This is a genomic window from Streptomyces sp. SAS_270 (assembly GCF_052543295.1).
On record NZ_JBMNDS010000084.1, the window covers coordinates 1 to 23,516 of the forward strand.

Consider the following 23,516-nt stretch of genomic DNA (forward strand, 5'->3'; position numbering starts at 1 on the left):
GTCTGGTCGATGACGTCATCGACCCCGCCGAGACCCGCGAGGTGCTGATCAAGTCCCTGGCGATGCTCCACACCAAGCACGCAGAACTGCCCTCCCGCAAGCACGGCAACCCCCCGCAGTAACCCAGCGGATCCTTCGCGGTACCCCCGCGGAAACCTCTCTCACGGAGACTGAGACCTATGAGTACCCCTGACATTCGTGTCGAGAAGGGCCACGCCGAGCCCGAGGAAGTCGCCGCCATCACGGCGATCCTCCTCGCCCGTGCGGCGACCCAGCCCTCCGCCCCGGCCCACCGCGGCCGCCCGAAGGCCGGCTGGCGCCGCCTGGAGCGCGAGCCCGGCTTCCGCGCACCGCACTCCTGGCGCTGAGTCCGTAGCGACCGCAAGGGCCCGCCTCCACCGGAGGCGGGCCCTTGCGGTTCATCACCGTGCCGGACTAAGCGATGGTCCACTGCTCCGGCCCGCATGTCTGGTGCGTGCCCTCGACGATGCACAACCGGACCGCGAGGTACGTGTTCTCCGTCATGTTGTCCGTGATGTCCCCAGTGCAGTACCCGGCGCTGTGGCCCCGGGTGGATGCCATGACCTTCCACGTCGCGGTGGAGCCGTTGAACTTCCGATGGACCTCGATGCCCTTGCCGTCGGCGTTTCTGTCGCACGCCGAGAAGGAGTCACCGGGAGCTCCGTTGACCGGGTCGGCTCTGAAGTAGCCCTGGCCACGCATGGAACCGTCACGGATCAGGTCCAGGTAGACGTCGTCCTGCAGCAGGTCCGTTCGCCACTGGTCGGCCGCGAAGGCCGGGCTGTTCGTGACGAGCACAAGGCCGAACGCTCCCGCGGCGGCCATCAACACCGTCGTCGTCGACCTGAGTGCGCGCTTCATGTGATCCCCTCCCTGGGCGGCGCAACAGCCGCCCTTCGAAGAGGGATCGTATGAGTGAGCGATTGCCGTGGCTAGAGTGATCACAGGGCAGTTGAGGCACCAACTGAGACGGAAGGGGCCCCTCCGAGCAGGAGGGGCCCCTTCCGTTCGTCCTGGCCGGCTTCTAGCGCAGACGCGCCATCAACGCGTGCTCCACCAGCGTGATCAGTGCCGACTTGGCGTCGGCGCGGTGCCGGGCGTCCGTCGTGATGATCGGGGTGTCGGGGCCGATCTGGAGGGCTTCACGGACCTCGTCCGGGTTGTACGGCTGGTTGCCGTCGAAGCCGTTCAGCGCGATGACGAACGGCAGGCCCGAGTTCTCGAAGTAGTCGACCGCGGGGAAGCAGTCGGCCAGACGCCGGGTGTCCACCAGAACGATCGCGCCGATGGCGCCGCGGACCAGGTCGTCCCACATGAACCAGAAGCGGTCCTGACCGGGGGTGCCGAACAGGTACAGGATCAGGTCCTGGTCGAGGGTGATGCGGCCGAAGTCCATGGCGACGGTGGTCGTCGTCTTGTCTCCGGTGTGGGTGAGGTCGTCGATGCCCGCGGACGCGGACGTCATGACGGCCTCGGTGCGCAGCGGGTTGATCTCCGAGACGGCCCCGACGAACGTGGTCTTGCCCACGCCGAAGCCGCCCGCCACCACGATCTTCGCGGACGTGGTGGAGCGGGAAGGCCCTCCGCTAGAGCTTGCGAAGTCCACTGAGCACCCTTTCGAGCAATGTCACGGCTGGCTGGCCGCCGGCGCTCTCGTCGCCGCCGGGCTGATGAATGGCGACCAGGCCCGCCTCCGCCAAGTCGGCGACGAGAATCCTGGCCACACCGAGAGGGATCGTCAGCAGGGCCGAGATTTCGGCCACCGACTTGATCTCCCGGCAGAGGTTGCAGATCCGCTGATGCTCGGGCAACTGGCCCTGCATCTGGTGCGGCTGTGCGGTCGTGTGCACCAGCGCCTCGATGGCGAGCTGGTAGCGGGGCCTGGTGCGGCCGCCCGTCATCGCGTACGGGCGCACCAGAGGGTTGTTCGACGAACCCGCGGGCGCGGCCTCGGGCGTACGTCGCTGCGGCTGCACGGGCTGGATACGCGGCGCCGGCGGCTGGTCGTACGGCGACGGGCCGGGGCCCTGCGGTGCGTACGGCTGCTGGCGACGGTGGCTCGGCGCGGAGGGGAAGTTGTACCGGTTCGGGTTCTGCGAACCGTCACCCTGGCCCTGGCCGGGGCCATAGGACCAGTTGCCCGAAGACGAACCGCCTGGGGGTGTTGCCACTTTCTCCTCCTCCGACTGTGCCGTGCACCCATCACTGTGGGTCCGCGTCCCGAAACCTTATGGCCTCGGGACGCCAAAACGCACCGTCTGTCTGTTAGTTGAGAAGGCTTCCCTGGAGCTCCGCACGGAGATCCGGGGTCAGGACCGTACCTGCACGGTCCACCAGAAGAGCCATCTCGTACCCGATGAGACCGATGTCCGCTTCGGGGTGTGCAAGGACTGCGAGCGAGGAACCGTCTGACACGGACATGATGAAGAGGAATCCCCGCTCCATCTCCACAACTGTCTGGTTCACGCTGCCACCCTCGAAGATGCGGGAGGCACCCGCGGTCAGCGAGGTCAGTCCGGACGCGACGGCCGCCAGCTGGTCGGCGCGGTCACGGGGAAAGCCTTCGGACATAGCCAGAAGGAGTCCGTCGGCGGAGACCACCACCGTGTGCGACACCCCGGGGGTGTTGTCCACGAAGTTGGTGATCAACCAGTTCAGGTTCTGTGCCGCCTGGCTCATCGGGCTCACACTAACGCTCCTGGTTGTAGGTGCTGTCAGAGCCGAAGCCCTGACCGTTCGTGTCACTGCTTGCATTGCGTCCCCGCTCCACGCCGCGACGCAGGTTGCTCAGCCTGCCCCGGACGTCCTCGGGAGCGCGGGAGACCTGTGGGCCCCCCTGGGGAGTCGACTCCGCGGTTCCCTCGACCAGGTTGGCCTTGGGCACCCGCCGCGGCAGACCGGAGGAGGTGACCCCGCCCGCCTTGGGCTTCTTGAGCTGCTCGGCGCGCTGCCAGCGGTCGTCGTTGGACGAACGCCAGTCGTCGCTGCCGCTGCCGTTGCCATTGCTCTCCGCGGTCGCCGGGGGAGTCTGCACTCCCCGGTCCGCGGGCCGCTGGCCGTTGCCGTTCACGGCGGCGGAGCCATTGCCGCTCGCGGTGGATCCGCGGCGGGGCAGCCCTGCGTCGGTCAGCGTGTGGCCGGCGGCGGGAGCGGGTCCCGGCCGGTCGAAGCCTACGCGGTCCCGCTCACCCACGTCAGCGACCTGCGCGGGTTCCGCTTCCGGAGCGTACTCGGACCGGTACGCCGTCTGGTACGTGTCCTGCTGCGGCCAGTCGTCCTGGTAGGACGGCTCTTCGAAGCCCGGATACGTCTCCGAGGCGGCACTCTGCGCCGAGGCGTGCTCCTCCTGGACCGGCTCCGCATAACCGGGCTCCGGGTAGCCGCCGTTGGACGGGAAGTACGTCTCGTCGTACGACGGCTGCCGGGGCTCCTCGTACGCCGTCTGCTGGTCGTACGCCGCAGGCTGCTCGGAGTAGGTGCCCTGGCCGTCGTCGTACGCGGGCTGCTGCTGCGCCCCGAAGTCGTCGCGGTAGCCGCTGGGGGCCTCCAGGGCCTCCTGCTGGGGGCCCGCCTGGGCCTCCAGGGCCTGGCGGCGCTCCTCGCGCATCAGCGAGCGGCCCACGGGGTCCAGCTCACGGATGTCGTCCGGGACCTCGTAGCGGCTGTCGTCGAAGCCGAGTTCGGCGGCCGTGCGCATCGGCTGCTGGGACGTGAAGCTCTCGGCCTGGAAGGCCGGCTGCTGCGGCTCGGGGACGATCTGCGAGACGGTGAAGTCGTCGCGCTGGATCTCGCCGCCGCCGCCACCGTGGGTGATGGCGTCGGGGAGCATGACGAGCGACGTCGTACCGGCCTGCTCGCCCGAGGGGCGCAGCTGGACGCGGATGCCGTGCCGGTCCGACAGGCGGCCGACCACGAACAGACCCATGCGCTGCGAGATCGCGGCGTCCACGGTCGGCGGGTTGGCCAGCTTGTGGTTGATGTCCGCGAAGTCCTCGGCGGTGAGACCGATGCCCTTGTCGTGGATCTCGACCATGATGCGGCCGTCGGGCAGCCGGGTCGCGGTGACGCGGACCTTGGTCTGCGGGGAGGAGAACGTGGTGGCGTTCTCCAGGAGCTCGGCGAGCAGGTGCACGAGGTCGGTCACGGCGCGGCCGTGGATCTCGGCCTCCGGGACGCCCGACAGCTCGATGCGCTCGTACTGCTCCACCTCGGAGGAGGCGGCACGCAGCACGTCCACGAGGGGCACCGGCTGGTCCCAGCGGCGGCCGGGCTCCTCGCCCGCGAGGACGAGGAGGTTCTCGCCGTTGCGGCGCATACGGGTCGCGAGGTGGTCCAGCCGGAAGAGGTTCTCCAGCTGGTCCGGGTCGGCCTCGTTGTTCTCCAGGTCGGTGATCAGGGTCAGCTGGCCCTCGATCAGCGACTGGTTGCGGCGCGAGAGGTTGGTGAAGATCGCGTTGATGTTGCCTCGCAGGAGGGCCTGCTCGGCGGCCAGTCGTACGGCCTCACGGTGGACCTGGTCGAAGGCGCGGGCGACTTCGCCGATCTCGTCCGTGGTGGTGATCGGGATGGGCTGCACACGGGTGTCGACGCGGCCCGGGTCGGTGCGCGAGAGCTGGTCGACCAGCATCGGCAGACGCTGCTCGGCCACGCCGAAGGCCGCGTTGCGCAGCTGGCGCATCGCGCGGCTCATCTGGCGGGCGACCATGCCGGCCAGGATGAACGCGGCGAGCAGGGCGACCACGACTACGGCACCGGTGACGAAGGTGGACTGCTTGGCGTCGTCGGCGATGCCGGCGGCCTCGGTCACGGCCTTGTCGGCGAGATCCGACTCGATCTGGCGGTAGGCGTTGTACTTGGCCGTGTTGACCGCCCACCAGTTGTCACGGGTGACGCCAAGGGTGGCGATCGCGGCGCGGTCCGCGGGAGCCGTCGTCTTGAGGCCCGCGAGGTACTTGACCATGGTGGCCGGGTCGGCGGGCGGCGCGACGTAGGACGGGTTGGCCTTCTTGGCGGCTGCCGCCTGGGCGGCGCCGTCCTCCTTGATCTTCAGCGCGGCGGCGTCGAGCTTGTCCGCGTCGGCCTGGGTGCCACCGCCGCGGTACTCCTCGATGGCGATGCCCTCGAGGTAGGCGTACGAGGCGAGGGCGGTGCGCTGGGTGGCGAAGCTGCCTTCACCGGGGCCGGGCTTGGTCAGCAGGTGCATACCGATGGACCGCTCCAGCGACAGGCCCGCCTTGGCGAGCGAGATCGCGTAGACGGTACGGCCGTAGCTGGTGATGTTTCCGGTGCCGAGTCCGAGCTCGTTGGAGAACTCCATCAGCGGGTGCTGGATGGCGACGTAGCCCTCTTCGGTCTGCACACCGGGAAGGTCGCTGGTGTACGCGCGCTTGCGGAGCGTGTCGAGGCCGGGCTCGACCTTGCGGAAGACGGCGAGACGCCGCACCAGGTTCGCCTTGTCCGGCATGCTCTGGGCGGCTTCGTCGAAGGCGTCGGCGGCCGCGTCCGTGGCCGCGCGGGCCTTGACGACGGTCGCGTTCTTCTGGCCCTTGCCCTCCAGCAGGGGAGCGGCGGTGATGTCACGCTCCTGGTAGAGGCGGTCGCCGTAGTCCAGGGCGGCGCGGACCAGGCGCGCGGTGTTCTCCGCGTCCTGCGCTTCCTGCCAGGTGTCGATCGAGCCCTTCACCTGGAAGCCACCCATGACAAGGCCGACCACCACGGGTATGAGCAGGATCGCGTTCAGCCGGGTCGGTACGCGCCAGTTGCGCGGGGAGAAACGGCTGCCGCTGGGCGCGGGCGCCGCCATGGGCTCCGGGCCGGGCATCTGTGCGGGCGCCGCTCCGCGCGGCGGCGGGGTGAAGTTGCCCCGTGCCGACGGCTCGGGACCGTTCTTGCTTCGCCTCACTCGACCAACAACCTCTCGGCGTCGGCACCTACGTTGTGCCGCGGTGTCTGCCAGCGCCCTTGTCTTCCGGGCCGATCAGCCGCCCTAGCTACTGGGCAGTTCAGCGCATTCCAGCACGTCAGGCGGCGCCGTTCCAAACACTCGGAACCGAGGATTCCGAGTGACGTAAGCCCTAGATAAAACGGTCATAAAGAGCGAGCCCCGCCAAAAGGCGGGGCTTTTGTGAGCACAGCGACACCGGGTGACCGCGATGCGTGTCTGTGCCAGTGAAATTCTCTGTCGAAATGTTATGAACACTGTGGCCGACCGTGTCAAACGACACAGCCGGCTCCAGTGCGTCTACGACAACTGCCGTATGGCGCTGCCGACTTGGCTGACGACTCGGACGAGAGCTGGGTGCGGGCTATCTCAGACGAGCCATGAGGGCGTGCTCGACCAGCGTGATCAGGGCACTCTTCGCATCCGCGCGGTGCCGGGCGTCCGTCGTGATGATCGGGGCGTCCGGACCGATCTGGAGCGCCTCGCGCACCTCTTCGGGGTTGTACGGCTGGTGTCCGTCGAAGCCGTTGAGGGCGATGACGAAGGGCAGGCCCGAGTTCTCGAAGTAGTCGACCGCGGGGAAGCAGTCGGCCAGACGCCGGGTGTCCACCAGGACCACCGCGCCGATGGCGCCGCGGACCAGGTCGTCCCACATGAACCAGAAGCGGTCCTGACCCGGCGTGCCGAAGAGGTACAGGATCAGGTCCTGGTCGAGGGTGATGCGGCCGAAGTCCATGGCGACGGTGGTCGTCGTCTTGTCTCCGGTGTGGGTGAGGTCGTCGATGCCCGCGGACGCGGACGTCATGACGGCCTCGGTGCGCAGCGGGTTGATCTCCGAGACGGCGCCGACGAACGTGGTCTTGCCCACGCCGAAGCCGCCCGCCACCACGATCTTCGCGGAGGTGGTCGCCCGACCTCCGTCAGAGCTTGCGAAGTCCACTGAGCACCCTTTCGAGCAGTGTCACGTCCGGTGCACCGCCGTTGTTCTCGTCGCCGCCAGGCTGGTGAATGGCGACGAGTCCGGCCTCGGCGAGGTCCGCGACAAGGATCCTGGCCACGCCCAGGGGCATGGACAGGAGGGCCGACACCTCCGCGACCGACTTCACTTCGCGGCAGAGATGGCAGATGCGCTGGTGCTCGGGGAGCAACCCCATCAGCTGGGCCGGGTCGGCCGTGGTGCTGATCAGCGCCTCTATGGCGAGCTGGTATCGCGGCCGGGTCCGGCCGCCGGTCATCGCATACGGACGTACCAGCGGCTGGTCGCCCTCATCCTCGTACGTATGCGCGTACGGATCATGAGAGGCGTTGGGCGGGGTCATGAATCCTCCGGGCGGGACAGCAAGTCGGTCAGTCGTGCCGTCTGTTGAGGCCGGTGGGGGGATTGTGGCGGCCGGACGGTGATTTCGTGCTGTGGGTAGAACCCAGGAGCGTCAGTGGAGCAGACTTCCCTGTAGTTCGGCGCGCAGGTCCGGCGTGAGCACTGCGCCCGCGCGGTCGACGAGCAGTGCCATCTCATAGCCGACAAGGCCGATGTCGCACTCCGGGTGGGAGAGGACCGCGAGGGACGATCCGTCCGAGACGGACATCAGGAAGAGAAAGCCGCGCTCCATCTCGACGACCGTCTGCGCCACCGTGCCGCCCTCGAAGATCCGGGAGGCCCCGGCCGTCAGCGAGGTCAGACCGGAGGCGACGGCGGCGAGCTGGTCGGCGCGGTCACGGGGGAAACCTTCGGACATAGCCAGAAGGAGTCCGTCGGCGGAGACCACCACCGTGTGCGACACCCCGGGGGTGTTGTCCACGAAGTTGGTGATCAACCAGTTCAGGTTCTGTGCCGCCTGGCTCATCTGGCTCAACTAACGCTCCTGCTGGTGAGTGGGGCTGGGGAAGCTGCCGGTCTGGCCGGTACCGGCCTGGCGACCCTGCTGGATGCCCCTACGGAGATTGGTCAGCCGGCCGCGTACGTCATCAGGCGCACGCGAGACCTGCGGACCGGGTTGGTGCTGTTGCTGCTGAGCCGTGCCGGCGACCAGGTTGGCTCGCGGGACTCGGCGCGGCAGGCCGGAGGTGGTGACTCCGCCCGCCGACGGCTGACGGACGCGCTCGGCCTGTCGGACGAGATCGTCGTTGGGCGAGGTGCGCCAGGAGGAAGAACCAGGACCGGCGCCGGGGGCGGCTGCCGGTGCGGCCGCCGGCCGCTGGGGAGCGACCGGGGGCGCCGACTGCTGGGGAGCCTGACCGGAGCCCTGCGCGCCGTTGTCCCGGCCGCCGTTGCCCTGGCTGCCGTTGCCCTGGCCGTGCTGAGCCTGGCCGTTCTGGCCCGGCTGACCGCCCTGGCCGTTCTGGCCGTGGAACCAGTTCGTCTCCAGGGTGTCGTACAGCGGCGTACGCCCGTCGCCGGGGCCCGCCGGCGGCAGTGCCTCGGGCTCCTGCGGACGCGTGGGCCGCTGCTGCGGCGCCTGCGGACGCTGCGGGGACGGCGGCCGGGGGGCGCCGAAGTCGGCCCCGTCCCGTGCGCCGTTGACCTGCGGACGCTCGAACTGGCCGGTGGAGGACGGATCCTGGCCGTTGCCGTAACCGGGCCGGGCGAACTGGCCGGTGGACGACGGGTCCTGGGAGGCGCCGTAGCCGGGCATCGCGAACTGTCCCGTGGAGGACGGGTCCTGGCTCGCCGGAGTGGAAGAGGGGCCGAAGAGGTCCGGACGGACGAACTGGCCGGTGTTCTGGCCGTTGTTCTGCCCAGGGTTGTTCCCGGAGTTGTGCGGTGCGTTCTGCGGCGGACGCGGGGCGTCGAAGTCCGGGCGGGCGAACTCGGACGTGGCGCCCGGGCCCTGCCGGTCGTCGATCCGAGGCAGCCGCGAGGTGGCGTCGGGCTCCTCGTGACCGCGAGGCGTGTCGAGAGAGGCACGCGGCACGGGCGGCAGCGCGTTGTCGTCGCTCCAGCTCGGCCGCGGCTGCGCGTCGGCACCCGGCAGCTCGGCGCGCGCGCCACCGCGTCCCGGAAGCTGCGGACGCCGGCGACCGCTCTTCTCGGCCGGACGCTGCGGCTGCTGCGGGGGCACGGCCGCGGAGGAGCCGTCACCGAAGCCGCCCTGACGCGAACCGGTGGTGCTGTCCCCGAAGCCGCCCTGACGCGGCGCGGAGCCCGCACGGTGCGAGCCGGTCGAGGAGTTGTCGTTGAAGCCCTGCGGTGTACCGGTCCCGGCGGCCTGGAGGCCCTGCGGGGCACCCGGCGCACCCTGGCCGAAGCCACCCGCGCCGGCACCGGCCGGAGCCGGCCTGCCCTGCTGGGGACCGGCCGGACCCTGCGGTCCACGTGCTCCGCCACCCGGCGCACCCGGGCGACCGCCCTGGTTGCTGCCCGGCAGCGCGGCCCGCGGACCCTGGCCCGAGCCGACCTGCCCGCGCTGCGGCGCGGCGCCGATGCGACCCGCACCACCGGCGGGAGCACCCGCACCGAGAGCCGGTCCACCCGCCTGGCCGTTGCCGCGACGCGCGGCGGCGACACCGGCCGAGGCCTGCGCGGCGGCCGGACCACCGATGCCCGGCGCGCCCTGGCCCTGACCCGGCTTGCCCGGAACGGGCTTCTTGCCGCCCTGGGCGACGTCGACGGGGAGCATGACCAGGGCGGTCGTACCACCGGAGTCGGACGGGCGGAGCTGAATGCGGATGCCGTGACGCTGCGACAGCCGGCCGACCACGAACAGACCCATGCGGCGCGAGACCGAGACGTCCACGGTGGGCGGCGAGGCGAGCCGCTCGTTGATCGCGGCGAGGTCCTCGGGGGAGAGGCCGATGCCGGTGTCGTGGATCTCGATCAGTACGCGGCCGTCGGGCAGCGCGTGACCGGTGACCTTGACCTTGGTCTGCGGGGAGGAGAACGAGGTGGCGTTCTCCAGCAGCTCGGCGAGCAGGTGCACGAGGTCGTTGACGACGCGTCCGGCGACCTCGGTGGCCGGGACCGAGGAGAGCTCGATGCGCTCGTACTGCTCCACCTCGGAGGCGGCGGCGCGCAGCACGTCGACCAGCGGGACCGGTCGGGTCCAGCGGCGGCCGGGCTCTTCACCGGCGAGCACGAGGAGGTTCTCACCGTTACGGCGCATGCGGGTCGCGAGGTGGTCGAGCTTGAACAGCGAGGAGAGCTGGTCCGGGTCGGCCTCGCGGGACTCCAGCTCGGAGATGAGCGAGAGCTGACGCTGGATGAGGCCCTGGGAGCGGCGCGAGAGGTTGGTGAACATCGCGTTGACGTTGCCTCGCAGGAGGGCCTGCTCGGCGGCGAGTCGTACGGCCTCGCGGTGCACGTCGTCGAAGGCCGCGGCCACCTGGCCGATCTCGTCCCGGGAGTGCACACCGACCGACTCCACGGACGTGTCGACGTCCTGCGGGTCGGACTCGGAGAGCTGCTTGACCAGCTCGGGCAGGCGGTCCTGGGCGACCTTGGTCGCGGTGTCCTGCAGCCGGCGCAGCGAGCGGATCATGGAGCGGGCCACGACGAAGGCGCCGACGAGGGAGACGCCGAGGACGAGGAGGATCAGGGCACCGGAGATGATCGCTTCGCGCTCGGACTCGTTGCGCAGCTCGCGGGCCTTCTGCTCCATCTCGTTGAGCAGCGTGTCCTCGATCCGGGACATCGTCTGGATCTTGGTGGAGTCGGCGTCGACCCAGTCGCGGTACGAGCGCTTGTCCTGCCCGCGCAGACCGGCCGAGTTGGCCAGCACGCGCTTGGCGTACTCGTCGGCCGACTCGATGATCGGGTTGCCCTCGTCGATGGGCTTGAGGAGCTCGGCCGCGGCGTCGTCGCCGTAGATGTTCCCGAAAGTGCTGAGCTCGGAGGTCTGGCTCTCCTGCGCGCCGAGCGCGTACAGCCGGTCGTTCTCCGACAGCTTGCCGTACGTCGTGTTGTTCGCCGGCAGCGCGGCGGCGATGACCGCGCGCTGGACGGAGGCGTACTCCTTGGCCGTGGAGAAGGCGGACAGCGCGCGCGTGCGCTGGATCATCTCCGGGTTGCTGGTGGCCTCGGCCATGTCCTGGGAGAGGTCGAGCAGCTGGGAGATGAGGCGGTGGTACGACTCGACCGTCTGCGAGGAGTTCTTGGGGTCCTCGTACGCGTTGCGGCGGATGTCGCTGAGGGTCTTGAGCTCGCTGGTGAGGCCGACCAGGCTCTCGCGGACGCCGGTGAGCTGCCCGTTGGCGCTGGCTTCCTCGATCTCGTCGGTGCCCTCGATGAAGGCCTGCGACGCCTTGTCCGTCTTGTCGCGGACGCCCTTGACCTGGTAGTCGGTCGCCGAGGCGCCGTGCACCAGCGGACCGGCCGACTGGTCGCGCTCCGCCTGGAGAGCGGCGGCGAGCTCGGTCGCCTGCTTGGTCATGTCCGTCAGCAGCTTCATGTTGTCGAGCTGCTGGATGTCGTCCATGGAGTCGCTGATGCGCAGTGCGCCGAGCGAGGTCGCTGCGACCACGGGGAGCGCGAGCAGCGAGACCAGGCGCGTCGAGATGCGCCAGTTGCGCAGCGCTATTCGGGAGCCGGAAGTGCCGGAGCCCTTGGACTTCGCAGCCGGCTTGGCCGGTGGAGTGGGAGCCGTGGCGCCGAGGCGTGCGGAACGGTCACCGCTGCCGCCGACCTCTGCCGGTCCCTGGTTCTGGGCGTGCTGGGGCGAGGAGCTGCCGGCCTTGGGGCCAGCCCCGCCGTGCGGCTCCGGCTCCGCCGAAGCACTGCCATCCCTCTTGAAACGTCCCTGCACTAGCGTCGCAACCTCTGGACCAGGCGCCTCTCCGCGTGAACGGCGAGACGGTGTCGGCGTCGTGGGAGCGCCCTGAATTCGCTCCCATGGTGGTCGTGAGTGACCGGCGCAGGCTCCCCCTTCCCGCCGCTACCCGGCGCTGCGTTGCGCCCCTTGCGCGCCGGTTCGATCCCGCGGCGGTCCGTGGAATTCCAGCACAGTGCAGGATCTCCAACAAGGCCCGTGGGCCAGGCTGTGACCACCGTGACACCTTGTGAGGGGTGCGTTACGAGACGTAGAAAGCGATCTCGTACATATCGGGCATAAAAGGGCGAGGCGTTGGGGTGCGGGGGGTGTCCCAGTCGCGATGATCAGGAGCGGAATGTTTGCTTCAGTGGAGCAATGTCCGTTTCGTCGGGTCGAGTTGACGGTCTGAATTGACCGGTTTGCCTACTAGTAAGTGAGCAAACTCACACGGTGATCATGGCGTCTTCACGGCTTCGCCCGGGAATTGAATGTTTAGCCTGACGCTTTACACCGATGGCGAATCCGACAACCCGCGTCCGCGTGAGGCCCTTTGAGCCCGCCGGATGCCCGTAAACGACAAGGTCACGGACAACAACAGTGAAGACGACGATGATGTTCCGCAACATAGCCAACCCGCGACGCACCACGCTGGCGCACCTCGAGGACGCCGACGACCTGCAGACGTCGCAACAGCCGGAGCACTCCGTCGACCTCCCCGCCCAGACCGCCAACCCGCGGCGCACCATCCTCATGGAGGTCCCGGTCGCGACCCCCGCCGGGAAGTAATACGCACGCCGGCCGCCCCACGCTCAAGCGCCCCCGCGCCGCTCAACCGCGAGGTGCCTGGCCCTTTGCCGCGTTAGCCTGGAGCGTCAGACTCCAGCCGGCTCAGCAGAGGGGCGCAACGAACCCGTGCGCATCGCCAGATTCTCCATCGACGGCAACGTCGCCTTCGGCGCGGTCGAGGGCGACAAGCCGGACGAGCTCGTCCTCGACATCATCAAGGGCATCCCGTTCGCGGACTTCGAGCTCTCCGGTACGAAGGTCCCCCTGAGCAAGGTCCGGCTCCTGCCGCCGGTGCTCCCGAACAAGGTCGTGGCCTTCGGCCGCAACTACGCGGCGCACGCGAGGGAGCTCGGCAACGAGGTGCCCGACGCCCCGTTCGCCTTCTTCAAGCCGTCGACCTCCGTGATCGGCCCCGGCGACGAGATCCAGTACCCGTCCTTCACCAGTGACCTCCACCACGAGGCCGAGCTGGCCGTGGTCATCGGCCGCATGTGCCGCGAGGTCCCGCGCGAGCGCGTCAAGGACGTCATCCTCGGCTACACCTGCGCCAACGACATCACCGCACGTGACGTCCAAAAGCGCGAGAAGCAGTGGGCGCGGGCCAAGGGCTTCGACAGCTCCTGCCCGCTCGGCCCCTGGGTGGAAACGGATCTCGACCCGAGCGACCTCACCATCCAGCTCACGGTCAACGGGCAGCAACGCCAGCTCGGCCGTACCAGCGAGATGATCCACACCATCGAGGATCTGATCGTGAACATCACCGAGGCCATGACGCTGCTCCCCGGCGACGTGATCCTCACGGGCACCCCGGCCGGAGTCGGGCCCCTCAACGTCGGCGACGAGGTCGCCGTCACCATCGAAGGCATCGGCACTCTCACCAACAAGGTGATCAAGCGTGGCTAACGCGAACGTCCGCGTACGTTTCTGTCCCTCCCCGACCGGCAACCCCCACGTGGGCCTGGTCCGCACCGCCCTGTTCAACTGGGCGTTCGCCCGGCACAACGAAGGCACCCTGGTCTTCCGCATCGAGGACACCGACGCGGCCCGCGACTCCGAGGAGTCCTACGACCAGCTGCTCGCCTCGATGCGCTGGCTGGGCTTCGACTGGGACGAGGGCCCCGAGATCGGCGGCCCCCACGCGCCGTACCGCCAGTCGCAGCGCATGGACATCTACCAGGACGTCGCCGCGAAGCTCCTGGACGCCGGTCACGCGTACCACTGCTACTGCTCGACGGAGGAGCTGGACACCCGCCGCGACGCCGCGCGCGCCGCAGGCAAGCCCTCCGGCTACGACGGCCACTGCCGCGAGCTGAGCGCCGAGCAGAAGGCCGCCTACGAGGCCGAGGGCCGGGCGCCGATCGTCCGCTTCCGGATGCCCGACGAGCCGATCACCTTCACGGACCTGGTCCGCGGCGACATCACCTACCTCCCGGAGAACGTGCCGGACTACGGCATCGTCCGCGCGAACGGCGCCCCGCTCTACACGCTGGTGAACCCCGTCGACGACGCCCTGATGGAGATCACCCACGTCCTGCGCGGCGAGGACCTGCTCTCCTCCACCCCCCGCCAGATCGCCCTCTACAAGGCGCTGACCGAGCTGGGCATCGCCAAGGAGACCCCGGCCTTCGGCCACCTCCCGTACGTGATGGGCGAGGGCAACAAGAAGCTGTCGAAGCGCGACCCGCAGGCCTCGCTCAACCTCTACCGCGAGCGCGGCTTCCTCCCGGAGGGCCTGCTCAACTACCTGTCGCTGCTGGGCTGGTCGCTGTCGGCGGACCGCGACATCTTCACCATCGACGAGATGATCGCCGCGTTCGACGTCGCGGACGTCAACCCCAACCCGGCACGCTTCGACCTGAAGAAGTGCGAGGCGATCAACGCCGACCACATCCGGCTGCTCGACGTGAAGGACTTCACCGAGCGCTGCGCACCGTGGCTGACGGCCCCCTTCGCCCCCTGGGCGCCGGAGGACTTCGACGAGGCGAAGTGGCAGGTCATCGCCCCGCACGCCCAGTCCCGCCTCAAGGTCCTCTCCGAGATCACGGACAACGTCGACTTCCTGTTCCTCGCGGAGCCGGTCTTCGACGAGGCGTCCTGGACGAAGGCCATGAAGGAGGGCTCGGACGCGCTCCTCGGCACCGCCCGCGAGAAGCTCGAAGCGGCCGACTGGACCTCCCCCGAGTCGCTCAAGGAGGCCGTCCTGGCCGCCGGCGAGGCCCACGGTCTCAAGCTCGGCAAGGCCCAGGCCCCGGTCCGGGTCGCCGTCACCGGCCGCACGGTGGGCCTGCCGCTCTTCGAGTCCCTGGAGATCCTGGGCAAGGAGAAGGCACTGGCCCGCATCGACGCGGCACTGGCGAAGCTCGCGGCGTAACGCGCGCATGCATGAGGGGCGGCAGCCGACGTGGCTGCCGCCCCTTCGCGTTCTCCTCGATCGCCGCCGCTTACGTCGATCGACACGGAGCGTTCATGATCGGTTCGCCGAGGCGTGACGCGCGCCTTCGACCCTCGTCGTCATGTCATCCCGGAGAACCACCCTGAGACTGGCCGTCCCCGCGGGCCTCGCCGCCCTGATGCTCGCCGTCGGTGGCGCCCTGTCCTACGCGTCCGCCGCCAACTGGACCTACAGGAACGACTACGAGGGCAACTGCCTCGCCTCCTCGACCACGACGGACAACGTCTGGTCGGCCCCCTGCGACGACTCCCTCGTGACCCGGAACTGGCACTGGGGCGCGCAGACGACGACCGCCTTCGGCTACACCTTCCGTCGGCTCGTGAGCAACGCGAACGGCGACTGCCTCACCACGGACTTCAAGACGCAGAACAACGCCGTGTGGACGAGCCCCTGCGGCAGCGGCGGCATGCAGTGGTGGAACGGCGACGACAACCGCCTCCAGAACACCTGGACGCACGAGCTCCGGACCTCGGCCAACGGCGACGCCGTCTACAGCAGCACGGCCGACGCCCGGATCGAGCCCGAGCGGTGGGTCTGGAGGGGCGCGCACGACTGACGCGTTCCACGGACACCTTCCGCCGCGTTACCGTCGACGGCATGGCGATCGAAGCCGTGGTCTGGGACGTCGACGACACCCTCTTCGACTACACGACAGCCGACCGCGCCGGTATGCGCGGGCACCTGGCGGCCGAGGGGCTGCTCGACGGGTACGACACCGTTGAGCAGGCCCTCGCGCGGTGGCGGGAGGTCACCGACCAGCAGTGGGGGCGGTACGCGGCGGGAGAGGCGTCCTTCGAGGGGCAGCGCCGCGACCGGGTCCGGGTCTTCCTGGGCGAGGAGCTGACCGACGCGGAGGCCGACACCTGGTTCCACCGCTACCGCGCCCACTACGAACGCGCCTGGGCCCTCTTCCCGGACGTACTGCCCGCCCTGGACCTCCTCGCCGCCAGCCACCGCCACGGGGTGCTGTCCAACTCCAGCATCCACGTCCAGGAGTACAAACTCCGCGCCCTCGGCGTGCGTGAGCGCTTCGAGATGGTCCTGTGCGCCGCCGAACTCGGCGTCTCCAAACCCGACGCCCAGGCCTTCCGCGCCGCCTGCGACGCCCTGGAGCTGGCCCCGCACCGGGTCGCCTACGTCGGTGATCACCCGGAGATCGACGGGCGGGGAGCCGCGGACGCCGGGCTCCTGTCGGTCTGGATCGACCGCGGTGGCATGTACGCCATGGTGGAGGCGCCGGTCGGCCCCCATCGGATCGCCTCGCTGGCCGAACTCCCCGCGCTGCTCGGCGCGGATACCCGTTTTGGAGCCCCGTCCACCTTCGGGTAATGTTCTTCCTGCGCCGCCGGAGAGCGGGCCGAAAGGCCGGAGACCCGGAGGCGCAAGCTAGAACAAGATCCCTACCAGGGATTGAGTTTCAGTGGCCTATGGTGTAATTGGCAGCACGACGGTTTCTGGTTCCGTTAGTCTAGGTTCGAGTCCTGGTAGGCCAGCTCGCAGAGCTTATCTGCACCGCAGAGATCCAGCTCTGCAAAGCCCCCGTTGTGTAGCGGCCTAGCACGCTGCCCTCTCACGGCAGTAGCGCCGGTTCGAATCCGGTCGGGGGTACAGATCCTTCCCAGGGGGACAGTCCGGGTCGCACCCGCTGCCTCTCATGCAGGATCGCTAGGGCCCCCGTTGTGTAGCGGCCTAGCACGCTGCCCTCTCACGGCAGTAGCGCCGGTTCGAATCCGGTCGGGGGTACGCAGTTGGTTTAAATCACCATGGGCTATGGTGTAATTGGCAACACTACGGTTTCTGGTACCGTCATTCTAGGTTCGAGTCCTGGTAGCCCAGCTCCGATCTGCGGAAACGCAAGATCTAGGCCCCCGTTGTGTAGCGGCCTAGCACGCCGCCCTCTCAAGGCGGTAGCGCCGGTTCGAATCCGGTCGGGGGTACGCGAAATGAAGGCTCTCCACTTCGGTGGGGGGCCTTCGTCATGTTCCCGCGCCGGCTACTCGAAGCCGTACCGCCGCGTCGTCTCCTCCTCCTGGGCCAGGCGGTGCAGGGCCTGCAGCGCCGGCTCGTTGATGATCGCCCCCAGGATCGCGAACTCGATCCGCTCCTCCTCCGACGAGTACGTCTCCAGGTTGTCCAGGTCGAGGACGGCAGTCCGGTACATCAACTCGGCGTACGGCGTGAGCAGTTCGTACCCGAAGTCGTAGCCGAGCCGACGGAGTGCGGCCACCGCCACCACCAGTGAGCGGTACGCGGGGGAGACGGGCGCGAGCTGCTTGGCGTTGTGCCAGCCGAGCCGGTCGAGGAGCGCGCTGACCTCCTGTTGGGCGGTCTGCACGTACTCGTCGTCCTCGTCCGGCTCCGGCACCTGTGGCAGCGCCCACATCGCCGCGCCGAGACGGATCGAGCGGCCCAGGGAGTCGTCGTCCACGTGCCCCAGCACCTCGCGCACCTTCGCCACCGGCACCCGGCCCACCTGGATCATCGCCCGCACGAGCCGCAGCCGGCGCAGATGCTCCTCGTCGTACTCGGCGGTGGTGGCGTTGATCTGGTGGCCGGGCGGCAACAGCCCTTCGCGCAGGTAGTACTTGATCGTCGCCGTGGACACACCGCTGCGCTCGCTCAGCTCCGCCAGCCTCATCTCTTGTGCCTTTCCTTGGGAAGTGCCACTATCTAACCATCGCCAGGAGGATAGTGGCGCTATCTGATGAGGGGGATCGGCATGTTCGCGAAGCCGGTGTCGGGTCGTACGACCGCGGCGGCCGAGGGTGATGTGGTGGTGCTGCTCATCGGGATGCGGGTCAACCACTTCTGGGCGGTGCACCAGTGGCTGCCGGTCATGCTGTCGATGTTCCGCATGCTTGGGGAGCTTGCGCGGGACCGTGACCGGGGGCTGCTGGGGCATGTGATGCTGACGGCCTCGCCGCGGACGTACTACGTCGTCCAGTACTGGGAGTCCAAGGAGAAGCTGTACGCCTACGCGTCGTCGCCGGAGATGTTCCACCACAGGGCCTGGGCGGTCATCAACCGCAAGGAGCGCCAGGGCAAGGCGCGCGGACATGTGGGCCTGTGGCACGAGACGTACGTCGCACCCGAGGGCTCGTACGAGTCGATCTACTTCGACATGCCGGCCTTCGGCCTGGCCAAGGCGCGAGGTCAGGTGCCGCTCGAGCAGCGGGGCAGGTACGCGAAGGACCGGTTCGCGCACCGGTCGGCGGTGGGGGCGGCCGACAAGGCCGGGTGACCAGGGGGGATCGGGGGATCGAGGAGGGCCTGCCGCGGCGTTGAGGCAGGCCCTCCTCTGATGTGTCCGAAGGATTGCGGCGGTGGTCAGCCCGTGCGGCGCAGGGCCTCGGAGAGGCGGCCGGCGGCGTCGATGACCGCCTGGGCATGCATGCGGCCCGGGTGGCGGGTCAGGCGCTCGATCGGTCCGGAGACCGAGACGGCGGCGACCACCCGGTTGGAGGGGCCGCGCACGGGCGCGGAGACGGACGCGACGCCCGGCTCGCGCTCGCCGATCGACTGGGCCCAGCCCCGGCGCCGTACGCCCGACAGGGCCGTCGCCGTGAAGCGGGCGCCCTGCAGACCGCGGTGCAGGCGCTCCGGCTCTTCCCAGGCCATCAGGATCTGGGCGGAGGAACCGGCCTTCATCGTGAGCGTGGAACCGACCGGGACCGTGTCCCGAAGGCCCGACAGGCGCTCGGCCGCGGCGACGCAGATGCGCATGTCGCCCTGGCGGCGGTAGAGCTGGGCGCTCTCGCCGGTGATGTCGCGCAGATGCGTGAGCACCGGGCCCGCCGTCGCGAGGAGACGGTCCTCGCCGGCGGCCGCGGCCAGCTCTGCGAGCCGGGGGCCGAGAATGAAACGGCCCTGCATGTCGCGCGCCACCAAGCGGTGGTGTTCAAGTGCCACGGCGAGACGATGTGCCGTGGGTCGTGCCAGCCCGGTCGCCGCGACCAGACCCGCGAGGGTGGCCGGACCGGACTCCAGAGCGCTCAGGACAAGGGCTGCCTTGTCCAGAACGCCGACGCCGCTACTGTTGTCCATGCAACGATACTCGCGTCTCACTCTGTGAAACGCAAGTTCAATTTCTCGTGGAACGCGCCACCCTGGTGAGTACAGCGGCCCGCGGACCAAACGGGCCCGGCGGCGACTGCCCGACACGAGGGGTAGGGACGTTGCCGCACCGAAATCTCTAGTTGGGCCGGCGCCACACAGGCCGGCCGGAGGGAAAGCGATGGGTAGGACACTCGCGGAGAAGGTCTGGGACGACCACGTCGTCCGGCGCGCCGAGGGCGAGCCCGACCTCCTCTTCATCGATCTCCATCTCCTGCACGAGGTGACCAGCCCGCAGGCCTTCGACGGCCTCCGTCAGGCCGGCCGGCCCGTGCGCCGTCTCGACCTCACCATCGCCACCGAGGATCACAACACCCCGACCCTCGACATCGACAAGCCCATCGCGGACCCGGTCTCCCGGGTCCAGCTGGAGACGCTGCGCAAGAACGCCGCCGACTTCGGTGTGCGCCTGCACTCGCTGGGTGACGTCGAGCAGGGTGTCGTCCACGTCGTGGGACCGCAGCTGGGCCTGACCCAGCCCGGCACCACGGTCGTGTGCGGTGACTCGCACACCTCCACGCACGGTGCGTTCGGCGCACTGGCGTTCGGTATCGGCACCTCCCAGGTCGAGCATGTGCTGGCCACCCAGACGCTGCCGCTGGCCCGCCCGAAGACCATGGCCATCACCATCGACGGCGAACTGCCCGAGGGTGTCACCGCCAAGGACCTGATCCTCGCCATCATCGCGAAAATCGGTACCGGCGGCGGCCAGGGATACATCCTGGAATACCGAGGCTCCGCCATCGAGAAACTCTCGATGGAGGCCCGGATGACCATCTGCAACATGTCGATCGAGGCCGGTGCCCGCGCGGGCATGATCGCCCCCGACGAGACCACCTTCGCGTATCTCAAGGGCCGCGCCCACGCTCCCGAGGGCGCCGACTGGGACGCCGCGGTGGAGTACTGGAAGACCCTGCGCACGGACGAGGACGCGGTCTTCGACGCCGAGGTCTTCATCGACGCCGCCTCGCTGTCGCCGTTCGTCACCTGGGGCACCAACCCGGGCCAGGGTGCGCCGCTTTCGGCGTCCGTCCCCGATCCCGCTTCGTACGAAGACGCTTCGGAGCGGCACGCCGCCGAAAAGGCCCTGGAATACATGGGGTTGACCGCCGGAGAGCCGCTGCGCGACATCAAGGTCGACACCGTCTTCGTAGGTTCGTGCACCAACGGTCGTATCGAGGACCTGCGTGCCGCCGCCGCGATCGTCGAGGGCCGCAAAGTCGCAGACGGCGTACGGATGCTGGTGGTCCCCGGGTCCGCGCGGGTCGGTCTGCAGGCCGTCTCCGAGGGCTTGGACGTCGTCTTCAAGGAGGCCGGCGCCGAATGGCGGCACGCGGGCTGCTCGATGTGTCTGGGCATGAACCCCGACCAGCTGGCCCCCGGTGAGCGCTCCGCGTCCACCTCCAACCGCAACTTCGAGGGCAGGCAGGGCAAGGGCGGCCGTACGCACCTGGTCTCGCCGCAGGTGGCCGCCGCCACCGCCGTACTCGGCCACCTGGCCTCCCCGGCCGACCTGTCCGACGCCCCCGCGCCCGCTGGAGTCTGAGAAGTCATGGAAGCATTCACCACGCACACCGGCCGGGCCGTCCCGCTGCGCCGCAGCAACGTCGACACCGACCAGATCATCCCCGCCCACTGGCTCAAGAAGGTGACGCGGGACGGGTTCGAGGACGGGCTCTTCGAGGCCTGGCGCAAGGACTCCTCGTTCGTCCTCAACCAGCCCGAGCGCAAGGGCGCCACGGTCCTGGTGGCCGGCCCCGACTTCGGTACGGGCTCCTCGCGCGAGCACGCCGTCTGGGCACTGCAGAACTACGGCTTCAAGACCGTCATCTCCTCCCGCTTCGCCGACATCTTCCGCGGTAACTCGCTGAAGAACGGCCTGCTCACGGTGGTTCTGGAGCAGAAGACCGTGGACGCGCTCCAGGAACTCACGGAGAAGGACCCGCAGGCCGAGATCACCGTCGACCTGGAGCGGCGCGAGGTGCGCGCCGAAGGCATCACCGCCTCCTTCGAGCTGGACGAGAACTCCCGCTGGCGGCTGCTGAACGGGCTGGACGACATCTCCATCACCCTCCAGAACGAGGGCGACATCGCCGCGTACGAGGCCAAGCGCCCCTCGTACAAGCCGAAGACACTCCCGGTCTGACACAAGGCTGGTTTCAGCCACCTGCAAAACCCCTCTGTACCCCCAATCGTGGACGGTTGGGGGTACAGCTGTGTCCGCTCCCCGAGGGGGTTTCGGGAGCCGGTCCGGAAGGCTCAACTCGCCTAGTTACAAAGGTCGTTACCGGGGTAGCCGAACCACAGTGCCGCGTCGTGCCGAGGCGCTCAGGAACCCCTCGGGGGACGGCAGTTACCCCCTGCGCAGGCGACAACTCGCCCCAGATGGCACAATCTGTGCATGGAACACGACGGCCAACTCGAGCTCTATACGGCGGTCGCGGCCCAACTCAAGGAAGCGCACACAAGAGTGCGCGCACTGCAAGTCCCGGAGGGCGTACGGATGGCGCTGACCCGGAAGCTGCTGGTCATTACGGCCGTGGCCAAGCACGATCTCGCCGATGCGACAAGGCGTCTGGAGCGCTTCACCACCGACCTCGACGAGGGTCAAATCCTCGAAGAGGACCGCTGAGGAACACACGCGACAGCCCGAGTTCGTTGCGGCACAAGGGTGATTAGCCCGTTTCGTGTTTGATTTGCGGTATATATCTGCCTAACGTGCGAAAAAGCTTGAACGCATTCGTTCGGGCAATGTCTCCGAAGGGGAAGACGTGAACAAGGCGCAGCTCGTAGAAGCGATTGCCGACAAGGTCGGAGGGCGTCAGCAGGCCGCCGACGCGGTCGACGCCGTACTGGACGCGATCGTCCGTGCGGTTGTCGGCGGGGACCGGGTCTCGGTCACCGGCTTCGGTTCCTTCGAGAAGGTGGACCGTCCGGCCCGTTACGCCCGCAACCCGCAGACCGGTGAGCGCGTCCGGGTCAAGAAGACCTCCGTGCCGCGCTTCCGCGCGGGCCAGGGGTTCAAGGACCTGGTGAGCGGTTCGAAGAAGCTCCCGAAGAACGACGTCGCGGTCAAGAAGGCCCCGAAGGGCAGCCTGACCGGCGGCGCCGCCTCGGCGACGGTCAAGAAGGCCGCGGCCAAGAAGGCCACCACCGCCAAGAAGGCGACGGCCAGGAAGGCCACGACCGCCGCCACGGCGAAGAAGACCACGGCGAAGAAGACCACCGCCAAGAAGACGACGGCGACGGCCAAGAAGACGACCGCCAAGAAGACCACGGCGGCCGCCAAGAAGACCGCGGCGAAGAAGACCACCGCCAAGAAGGCGACGGCCAAGAAGGCCCCGGCGAAGAAGGCGACGGCCAAGAAGGCCCCCGCCAAGAAGTCGCCGGCGCGAAAGACCACGGCCAAGAAGGCCACCGCCCGCAAGTAACCGGGGTACAGGGCCACTCACGCGCCGGGCCGGGCTCCCATCGGGAGCCCGGCCCGCGGCGTGTCCGGCCCGGATCTCCCGGCGTTCAGAACGTCTGCAGAGTGATCAGCGTGATCCGGCGGGCCTCGCCCTCGCCCGCAGTCTCGATGCGCACCCGCTGCCCCGGGCGCAGCAGCCTCAGCCCGCCCGCGTCGAACGCCGGGCCGTCGAAGGGCACCGGGGTGCCGTCGTCGAGCAGCACCTGGCCGCTGCGGGTCTCGGGGTCGTACGTGTACGCGGTCGCCTGCATGGCGGAAGCCTACTGGCCGAGGCTCAGCACCCTCGCGGCCACCGCCGCCGTACGTGGTCCCACGCCCAGCGCCAGCGCCGCCCGCAGGTCGTCGCCGGTGTCCACGTCCTGGCGTACGGAATCCACCGCGTCCGGCGTGAGTTCCACGGCGCCCGACGCGCGATGGCGGGCCCGGGAATCCGTACCGAAAGCCGGGAGCAATTCCCATCCCGGTCCCGCGGCCAGCAGAGTGGTGCCGATTGCGGCCGCATCGGGAAGAAAAGCGCGGGGGAATTCGGCGGCCGCGTCGAGTACCCGGGCCAATTCCAGCGGGCGCAGCGCCGGGAGATCGGCGTTCAGGGCCGCGACCGCGCTTTCCGGTCTTCGCGAGCGCACGGCCGCGGCGCCGTGGGCCAGGGCGGTGTTGGGCCCGCCGGCGGGCTCCTCCGGGACGATCCGGGCGCCCAGCAGGGACAGCTCGCGGCCGGCGAGGGCGTCGTCCGTGACGACCGCCACATCGCGGACCGCGGGGCAGGCGAGCGCTGCCGCCACCGTGTCCTGCGCGAAGGCCAGGGCGAGTCCGGGGCGCAGTCCTTCGGCGGCGGTGTCCGACAGCCTGCTCTTGGCCCGCGCCAGGGGTTTGAGGGGTATGACCAAGGTCCACTGCACGAGCGTTGCGTCCCTCCCTTGTCGCGCCCATTGTGACCTGGACGCAATGGCAGCCGCGCCCTCGGGGCGTACGGTGTTCTCGACAGACCGA

25 protein-coding genes and 5 tRNA genes are annotated in these 23,516 nt (G+C 69.2%); 17 read left to right on the top strand and 13 right to left on the bottom strand.

Annotated elements, in window-relative coordinates:
* Together ACN6LB_RS37490 and ACN6LB_RS37495 are read left to right on the top strand one after the other, a co-directional pair.
* Window positions 1–122, top strand: a 122-nt coding sequence (locus ACN6LB_RS37490; RefSeq protein ID WP_445029788.1) for a carboxyl transferase domain-containing protein, incomplete at its 5' end; no start/stop codon positions are given.
* 57 nt (window positions 123–179) lie between these two features.
* Complete coding sequence (locus ACN6LB_RS37495) at window positions 180–368, top strand: acyl-CoA carboxylase subunit epsilon (RefSeq protein WP_445029767.1); 189 nt, start codon at window positions 180–182, stop codon at window positions 366–368.
* A 67-nt stretch (window positions 369–435) separates the two neighbouring features.
* Here ACN6LB_RS37495 and ACN6LB_RS37500 read toward each other — a convergent pair whose 3' ends face one another.
* The 9 genes from ACN6LB_RS37500 to ACN6LB_RS37540 form a co-directional block, all read right to left on the bottom strand.
* Window positions 436–882 carry a hypothetical protein gene (locus ACN6LB_RS37500; RefSeq protein ID WP_356148764.1) on the bottom strand — a complete coding sequence of 149 codons (447 nt, stop codon included), beginning with the start codon at window positions 880–882 and terminating at the stop codon, window positions 436–438.
* Window positions 883–1,045: 163 nt separating this feature from the next.
* On the bottom strand, window positions 1,046–1,627 hold the full coding sequence (locus ACN6LB_RS37505; RefSeq protein WP_026248371.1) for a GTP-binding protein: 582 nt from the start codon (window positions 1,625–1,627) through the stop codon (window positions 1,046–1,048).
* Window positions 1,608–2,192: a DUF742 domain-containing protein gene (locus ACN6LB_RS37510; protein ID WP_445029768.1), complete on the bottom strand. Its 585-nt coding sequence runs from the start codon at window positions 2,190–2,192 to the stop codon at window positions 1,608–1,610. The genes ACN6LB_RS37505 and ACN6LB_RS37510 overlap by 20 nt, the downstream gene beginning before the upstream one ends.
* 94 nt (window positions 2,193–2,286) lie before the next feature.
* On the bottom strand, window positions 2,287–2,700 hold the full coding sequence (locus ACN6LB_RS37515; RefSeq protein ID WP_005479603.1) for a roadblock/LC7 domain-containing protein: 414 nt from the start codon (window positions 2,698–2,700) through the stop codon (window positions 2,287–2,289).
* Between the two features lie 10 nt (window positions 2,701–2,710).
* Complete coding sequence (locus ACN6LB_RS37520) at window positions 2,711–5,923, bottom strand: sensor histidine kinase (RefSeq protein ID WP_445029769.1); 3,213 nt, start codon at window positions 5,921–5,923, stop codon at window positions 2,711–2,713.
* A gap of 403 nt (window positions 5,924–6,326) precedes the next feature.
* Window positions 6,327–6,902, bottom strand: a complete 576-nt coding sequence (locus ACN6LB_RS37525) for a GTP-binding protein (protein WP_028802395.1) — start codon at window positions 6,900–6,902, stop codon at window positions 6,327–6,329.
* Entirely contained in the window at window positions 6,883–7,281 is a 399-nt protein-coding gene (locus ACN6LB_RS37530; protein WP_356148776.1) for a DUF742 domain-containing protein, read from the bottom strand. Before ACN6LB_RS37530 ends, ACN6LB_RS37525 begins: the two co-directional genes overlap by 20 nt.
* A 111-nt stretch (window positions 7,282–7,392) precedes the next feature.
* Window positions 7,393–7,806, bottom strand: coding sequence for a roadblock/LC7 domain-containing protein (locus ACN6LB_RS37535; RefSeq protein WP_010984127.1), 414 nt, complete (start codon window positions 7,804–7,806; stop codon window positions 7,393–7,395).
* 9 nt (window positions 7,807–7,815) lie between these two features.
* A complete protein-coding gene (locus ACN6LB_RS37540) occupies window positions 7,816–11,700 on the bottom strand; it encodes a nitrate- and nitrite sensing domain-containing protein (protein ID WP_445029770.1) in 3,885 nt (1,294 codons plus the stop codon).
* A 603-nt stretch (window positions 11,701–12,303) separates the two neighbouring features.
* On the opposite strand from ACN6LB_RS37540, the gene ACN6LB_RS37545 reads away from it, so the two are divergent.
* The 10 genes from ACN6LB_RS37545 to ACN6LB_RS37590 all read left to right on the top strand — a co-directional run bounded on the left by ACN6LB_RS37545 (window position 12,304) and on the right by ACN6LB_RS37590 (window position 16,881).
* Window positions 12,304–12,492, top strand: coding sequence for a hypothetical protein (locus ACN6LB_RS37545; protein WP_356141955.1), 189 nt, complete (start codon window positions 12,304–12,306; stop codon window positions 12,490–12,492).
* Between the two features lie 126 nt (window positions 12,493–12,618).
* A complete protein-coding gene (locus tag ACN6LB_RS37550; RefSeq protein ID WP_356141957.1) occupies window positions 12,619–13,395 on the top strand; it encodes a fumarylacetoacetate hydrolase family protein in 777 nt (258 codons plus the stop codon).
* Complete coding sequence (gltX, locus tag ACN6LB_RS37555; RefSeq protein WP_445029771.1) at window positions 13,388–14,863, top strand: glutamate--tRNA ligase; 1,476 nt, start codon at window positions 13,388–13,390, stop codon at window positions 14,861–14,863. Before ACN6LB_RS37550 ends, gltX begins: the two co-directional genes overlap by 8 nt.
* Window positions 14,864–15,005: 142 nt before the next feature.
* Entirely contained in the window at window positions 15,006–15,500 is a 495-nt protein-coding gene (locus tag ACN6LB_RS37560; protein WP_445029773.1) for a hypothetical protein, read from the top strand.
* Window positions 15,501–15,541: 41 nt separating this feature from the next.
* Window positions 15,542–16,273, top strand: coding sequence for an HAD family hydrolase (locus ACN6LB_RS37565; protein WP_445029774.1), 732 nt, complete (start codon window positions 15,542–15,544; stop codon window positions 16,271–16,273).
* Between the two features lie 92 nt (window positions 16,274–16,365).
* A tRNA-Gln gene (locus tag ACN6LB_RS37570) sits at window positions 16,366–16,437 on the top strand.
* A gap of 42 nt (window positions 16,438–16,479) precedes the next feature.
* Window positions 16,480–16,552 (top strand) — tRNA-Glu (locus ACN6LB_RS37575).
* 62 nt (window positions 16,553–16,614) lie between these two features.
* Window positions 16,615–16,687: transfer RNA gene (locus ACN6LB_RS37580), tRNA-Glu, on the top strand.
* A 21-nt stretch (window positions 16,688–16,708) separates the two neighbouring features.
* Window positions 16,709–16,780, top strand: a tRNA-Gln gene (locus ACN6LB_RS37585).
* A 28-nt stretch (window positions 16,781–16,808) separates the two neighbouring features.
* Window positions 16,809–16,881 (top strand) — tRNA-Glu (locus tag ACN6LB_RS37590).
* Between the two features lie 56 nt (window positions 16,882–16,937).
* Here the strand turns inward: ACN6LB_RS37590 and ACN6LB_RS37595 are convergent.
* Window positions 16,938–17,582, bottom strand: coding sequence for a MerR family transcriptional regulator (locus ACN6LB_RS37595; protein ID WP_445029775.1), 645 nt, complete (start codon window positions 17,580–17,582; stop codon window positions 16,938–16,940).
* Window positions 17,583–17,663: 81 nt separating this feature from the next.
* Between ACN6LB_RS37595 and ACN6LB_RS37600 the strand changes: the two genes are divergently transcribed.
* Complete coding sequence (locus ACN6LB_RS37600) at window positions 17,664–18,185, top strand: DUF4188 domain-containing protein (protein WP_445029776.1); 522 nt, start codon at window positions 17,664–17,666, stop codon at window positions 18,183–18,185.
* Between the two features lie 86 nt (window positions 18,186–18,271).
* Here the strand turns inward: ACN6LB_RS37600 and ndgR are convergent, their stop codons facing one another.
* Entirely contained in the window at window positions 18,272–18,988 is a 717-nt protein-coding gene (gene ndgR / locus ACN6LB_RS37605) for an IclR family transcriptional regulator NdgR (protein WP_329221393.1), read from the bottom strand.
* A 190-nt stretch (window positions 18,989–19,178) separates the two neighbouring features.
* Between ndgR and leuC the strand changes: the two genes are divergently transcribed.
* The 4 genes from leuC (at window position 19,179) to ACN6LB_RS37625 (ending at window position 22,488) form a co-directional block, all read left to right on the top strand.
* On the top strand, window positions 19,179–20,603 hold the full coding sequence (gene leuC / locus ACN6LB_RS37610; protein ID WP_356141968.1) for a 3-isopropylmalate dehydratase large subunit: 1,425 nt from the start codon (window positions 19,179–19,181) through the stop codon (window positions 20,601–20,603).
* Between the two features lie 6 nt (window positions 20,604–20,609).
* Window positions 20,610–21,203, top strand: coding sequence for a 3-isopropylmalate dehydratase small subunit (gene leuD, locus ACN6LB_RS37615; protein WP_356141970.1), 594 nt, complete (start codon window positions 20,610–20,612; stop codon window positions 21,201–21,203).
* 255 nt (window positions 21,204–21,458) lie between these two features.
* Window positions 21,459–21,689 carry an SCO5555 family protein gene (locus tag ACN6LB_RS37620; protein WP_356141972.1) on the top strand — a complete coding sequence of 77 codons (231 nt, stop codon included), beginning with the start codon at window positions 21,459–21,461 and terminating at the stop codon, window positions 21,687–21,689.
* Between the two features lie 139 nt (window positions 21,690–21,828).
* On the top strand, window positions 21,829–22,488 hold the full coding sequence (locus ACN6LB_RS37625) for an HU family DNA-binding protein (RefSeq protein ID WP_356141974.1): 660 nt from the start codon (window positions 21,829–21,831) through the stop codon (window positions 22,486–22,488).
* Window positions 22,489–22,573: 85 nt separating this feature from the next.
* On the opposite strand, the gene ACN6LB_RS37630 is transcribed toward ACN6LB_RS37625, so the two are convergent.
* Window positions 22,574–22,777, bottom strand: coding sequence for a hypothetical protein (locus tag ACN6LB_RS37630; RefSeq protein ID WP_356141977.1), 204 nt, complete (start codon window positions 22,775–22,777; stop codon window positions 22,574–22,576).
* Between the two features lie 9 nt (window positions 22,778–22,786).
* On the bottom strand, window positions 22,787–23,425 hold the full coding sequence (cofC, locus tag ACN6LB_RS37635) for a 2-phospho-L-lactate guanylyltransferase (RefSeq protein WP_445029777.1): 639 nt from the start codon (window positions 23,423–23,425) through the stop codon (window positions 22,787–22,789).
* Window positions 23,426–23,516: the final 91 nt, after the last annotated feature.

Bases quoted from the DNA above. Each gene is read 5' to 3' on its own strand.
- ACN6LB_RS37495 (WP_445029767.1), top strand. From the start codon at position 180: ATGAGTACCCCTGACATTCGTGTCGAGAAGGGCCACGCCGAGCCCGAG.
- ACN6LB_RS37500 (WP_356148764.1), bottom strand. From the start codon at position 882: ATGAAGCGCGCACTCAGGTCGACGACGACGGTGTTGATGGCCGCCGCG.
- ACN6LB_RS37515 (WP_005479603.1), bottom strand. From the start codon at position 2,700: ATGAGCCAGGCGGCACAGAACCTGAACTGGTTGATCACCAACTTCGTG.
- ACN6LB_RS37530 (WP_356148776.1), bottom strand. From the start codon at position 7,281: ATGACCCCGCCCAACGCCTCTCATGATCCGTACGCGCATACGTACGAG.
- ACN6LB_RS37535 (WP_010984127.1), bottom strand. From the start codon at position 7,806: ATGAGCCAGGCGGCACAGAACCTGAACTGGTTGATCACCAACTTCGTG.
- ACN6LB_RS37560 (WP_445029773.1), top strand. From the start codon at position 15,006: ATGTCATCCCGGAGAACCACCCTGAGACTGGCCGTCCCCGCGGGCCTC.
- ACN6LB_RS37565 (WP_445029774.1), top strand. From the start codon at position 15,542: ATGGCGATCGAAGCCGTGGTCTGGGACGTCGACGACACCCTCTTCGAC.
- ACN6LB_RS37595 (WP_445029775.1), bottom strand. From the start codon at position 17,582: ATGAGGCTGGCGGAGCTGAGCGAGCGCAGCGGTGTGTCCACGGCGACG.
- ACN6LB_RS37600 (WP_445029776.1), top strand. From the start codon at position 17,664: ATGTTCGCGAAGCCGGTGTCGGGTCGTACGACCGCGGCGGCCGAGGGT.
- ndgR (WP_329221393.1), bottom strand. From the start codon at position 18,988: ATGGACAACAGTAGCGGCGTCGGCGTTCTGGACAAGGCAGCCCTTGTC.
- leuC (WP_356141968.1), top strand. From the start codon at position 19,179: ATGGGTAGGACACTCGCGGAGAAGGTCTGGGACGACCACGTCGTCCGG.
- leuD (WP_356141970.1), top strand. From the start codon at position 20,610: ATGGAAGCATTCACCACGCACACCGGCCGGGCCGTCCCGCTGCGCCGC.
- ACN6LB_RS37620 (WP_356141972.1), top strand. From the start codon at position 21,459: ATGGAACACGACGGCCAACTCGAGCTCTATACGGCGGTCGCGGCCCAA.
- ACN6LB_RS37630 (WP_356141977.1), bottom strand. From the start codon at position 22,777: ATGCAGGCGACCGCGTACACGTACGACCCCGAGACCCGCAGCGGCCAG.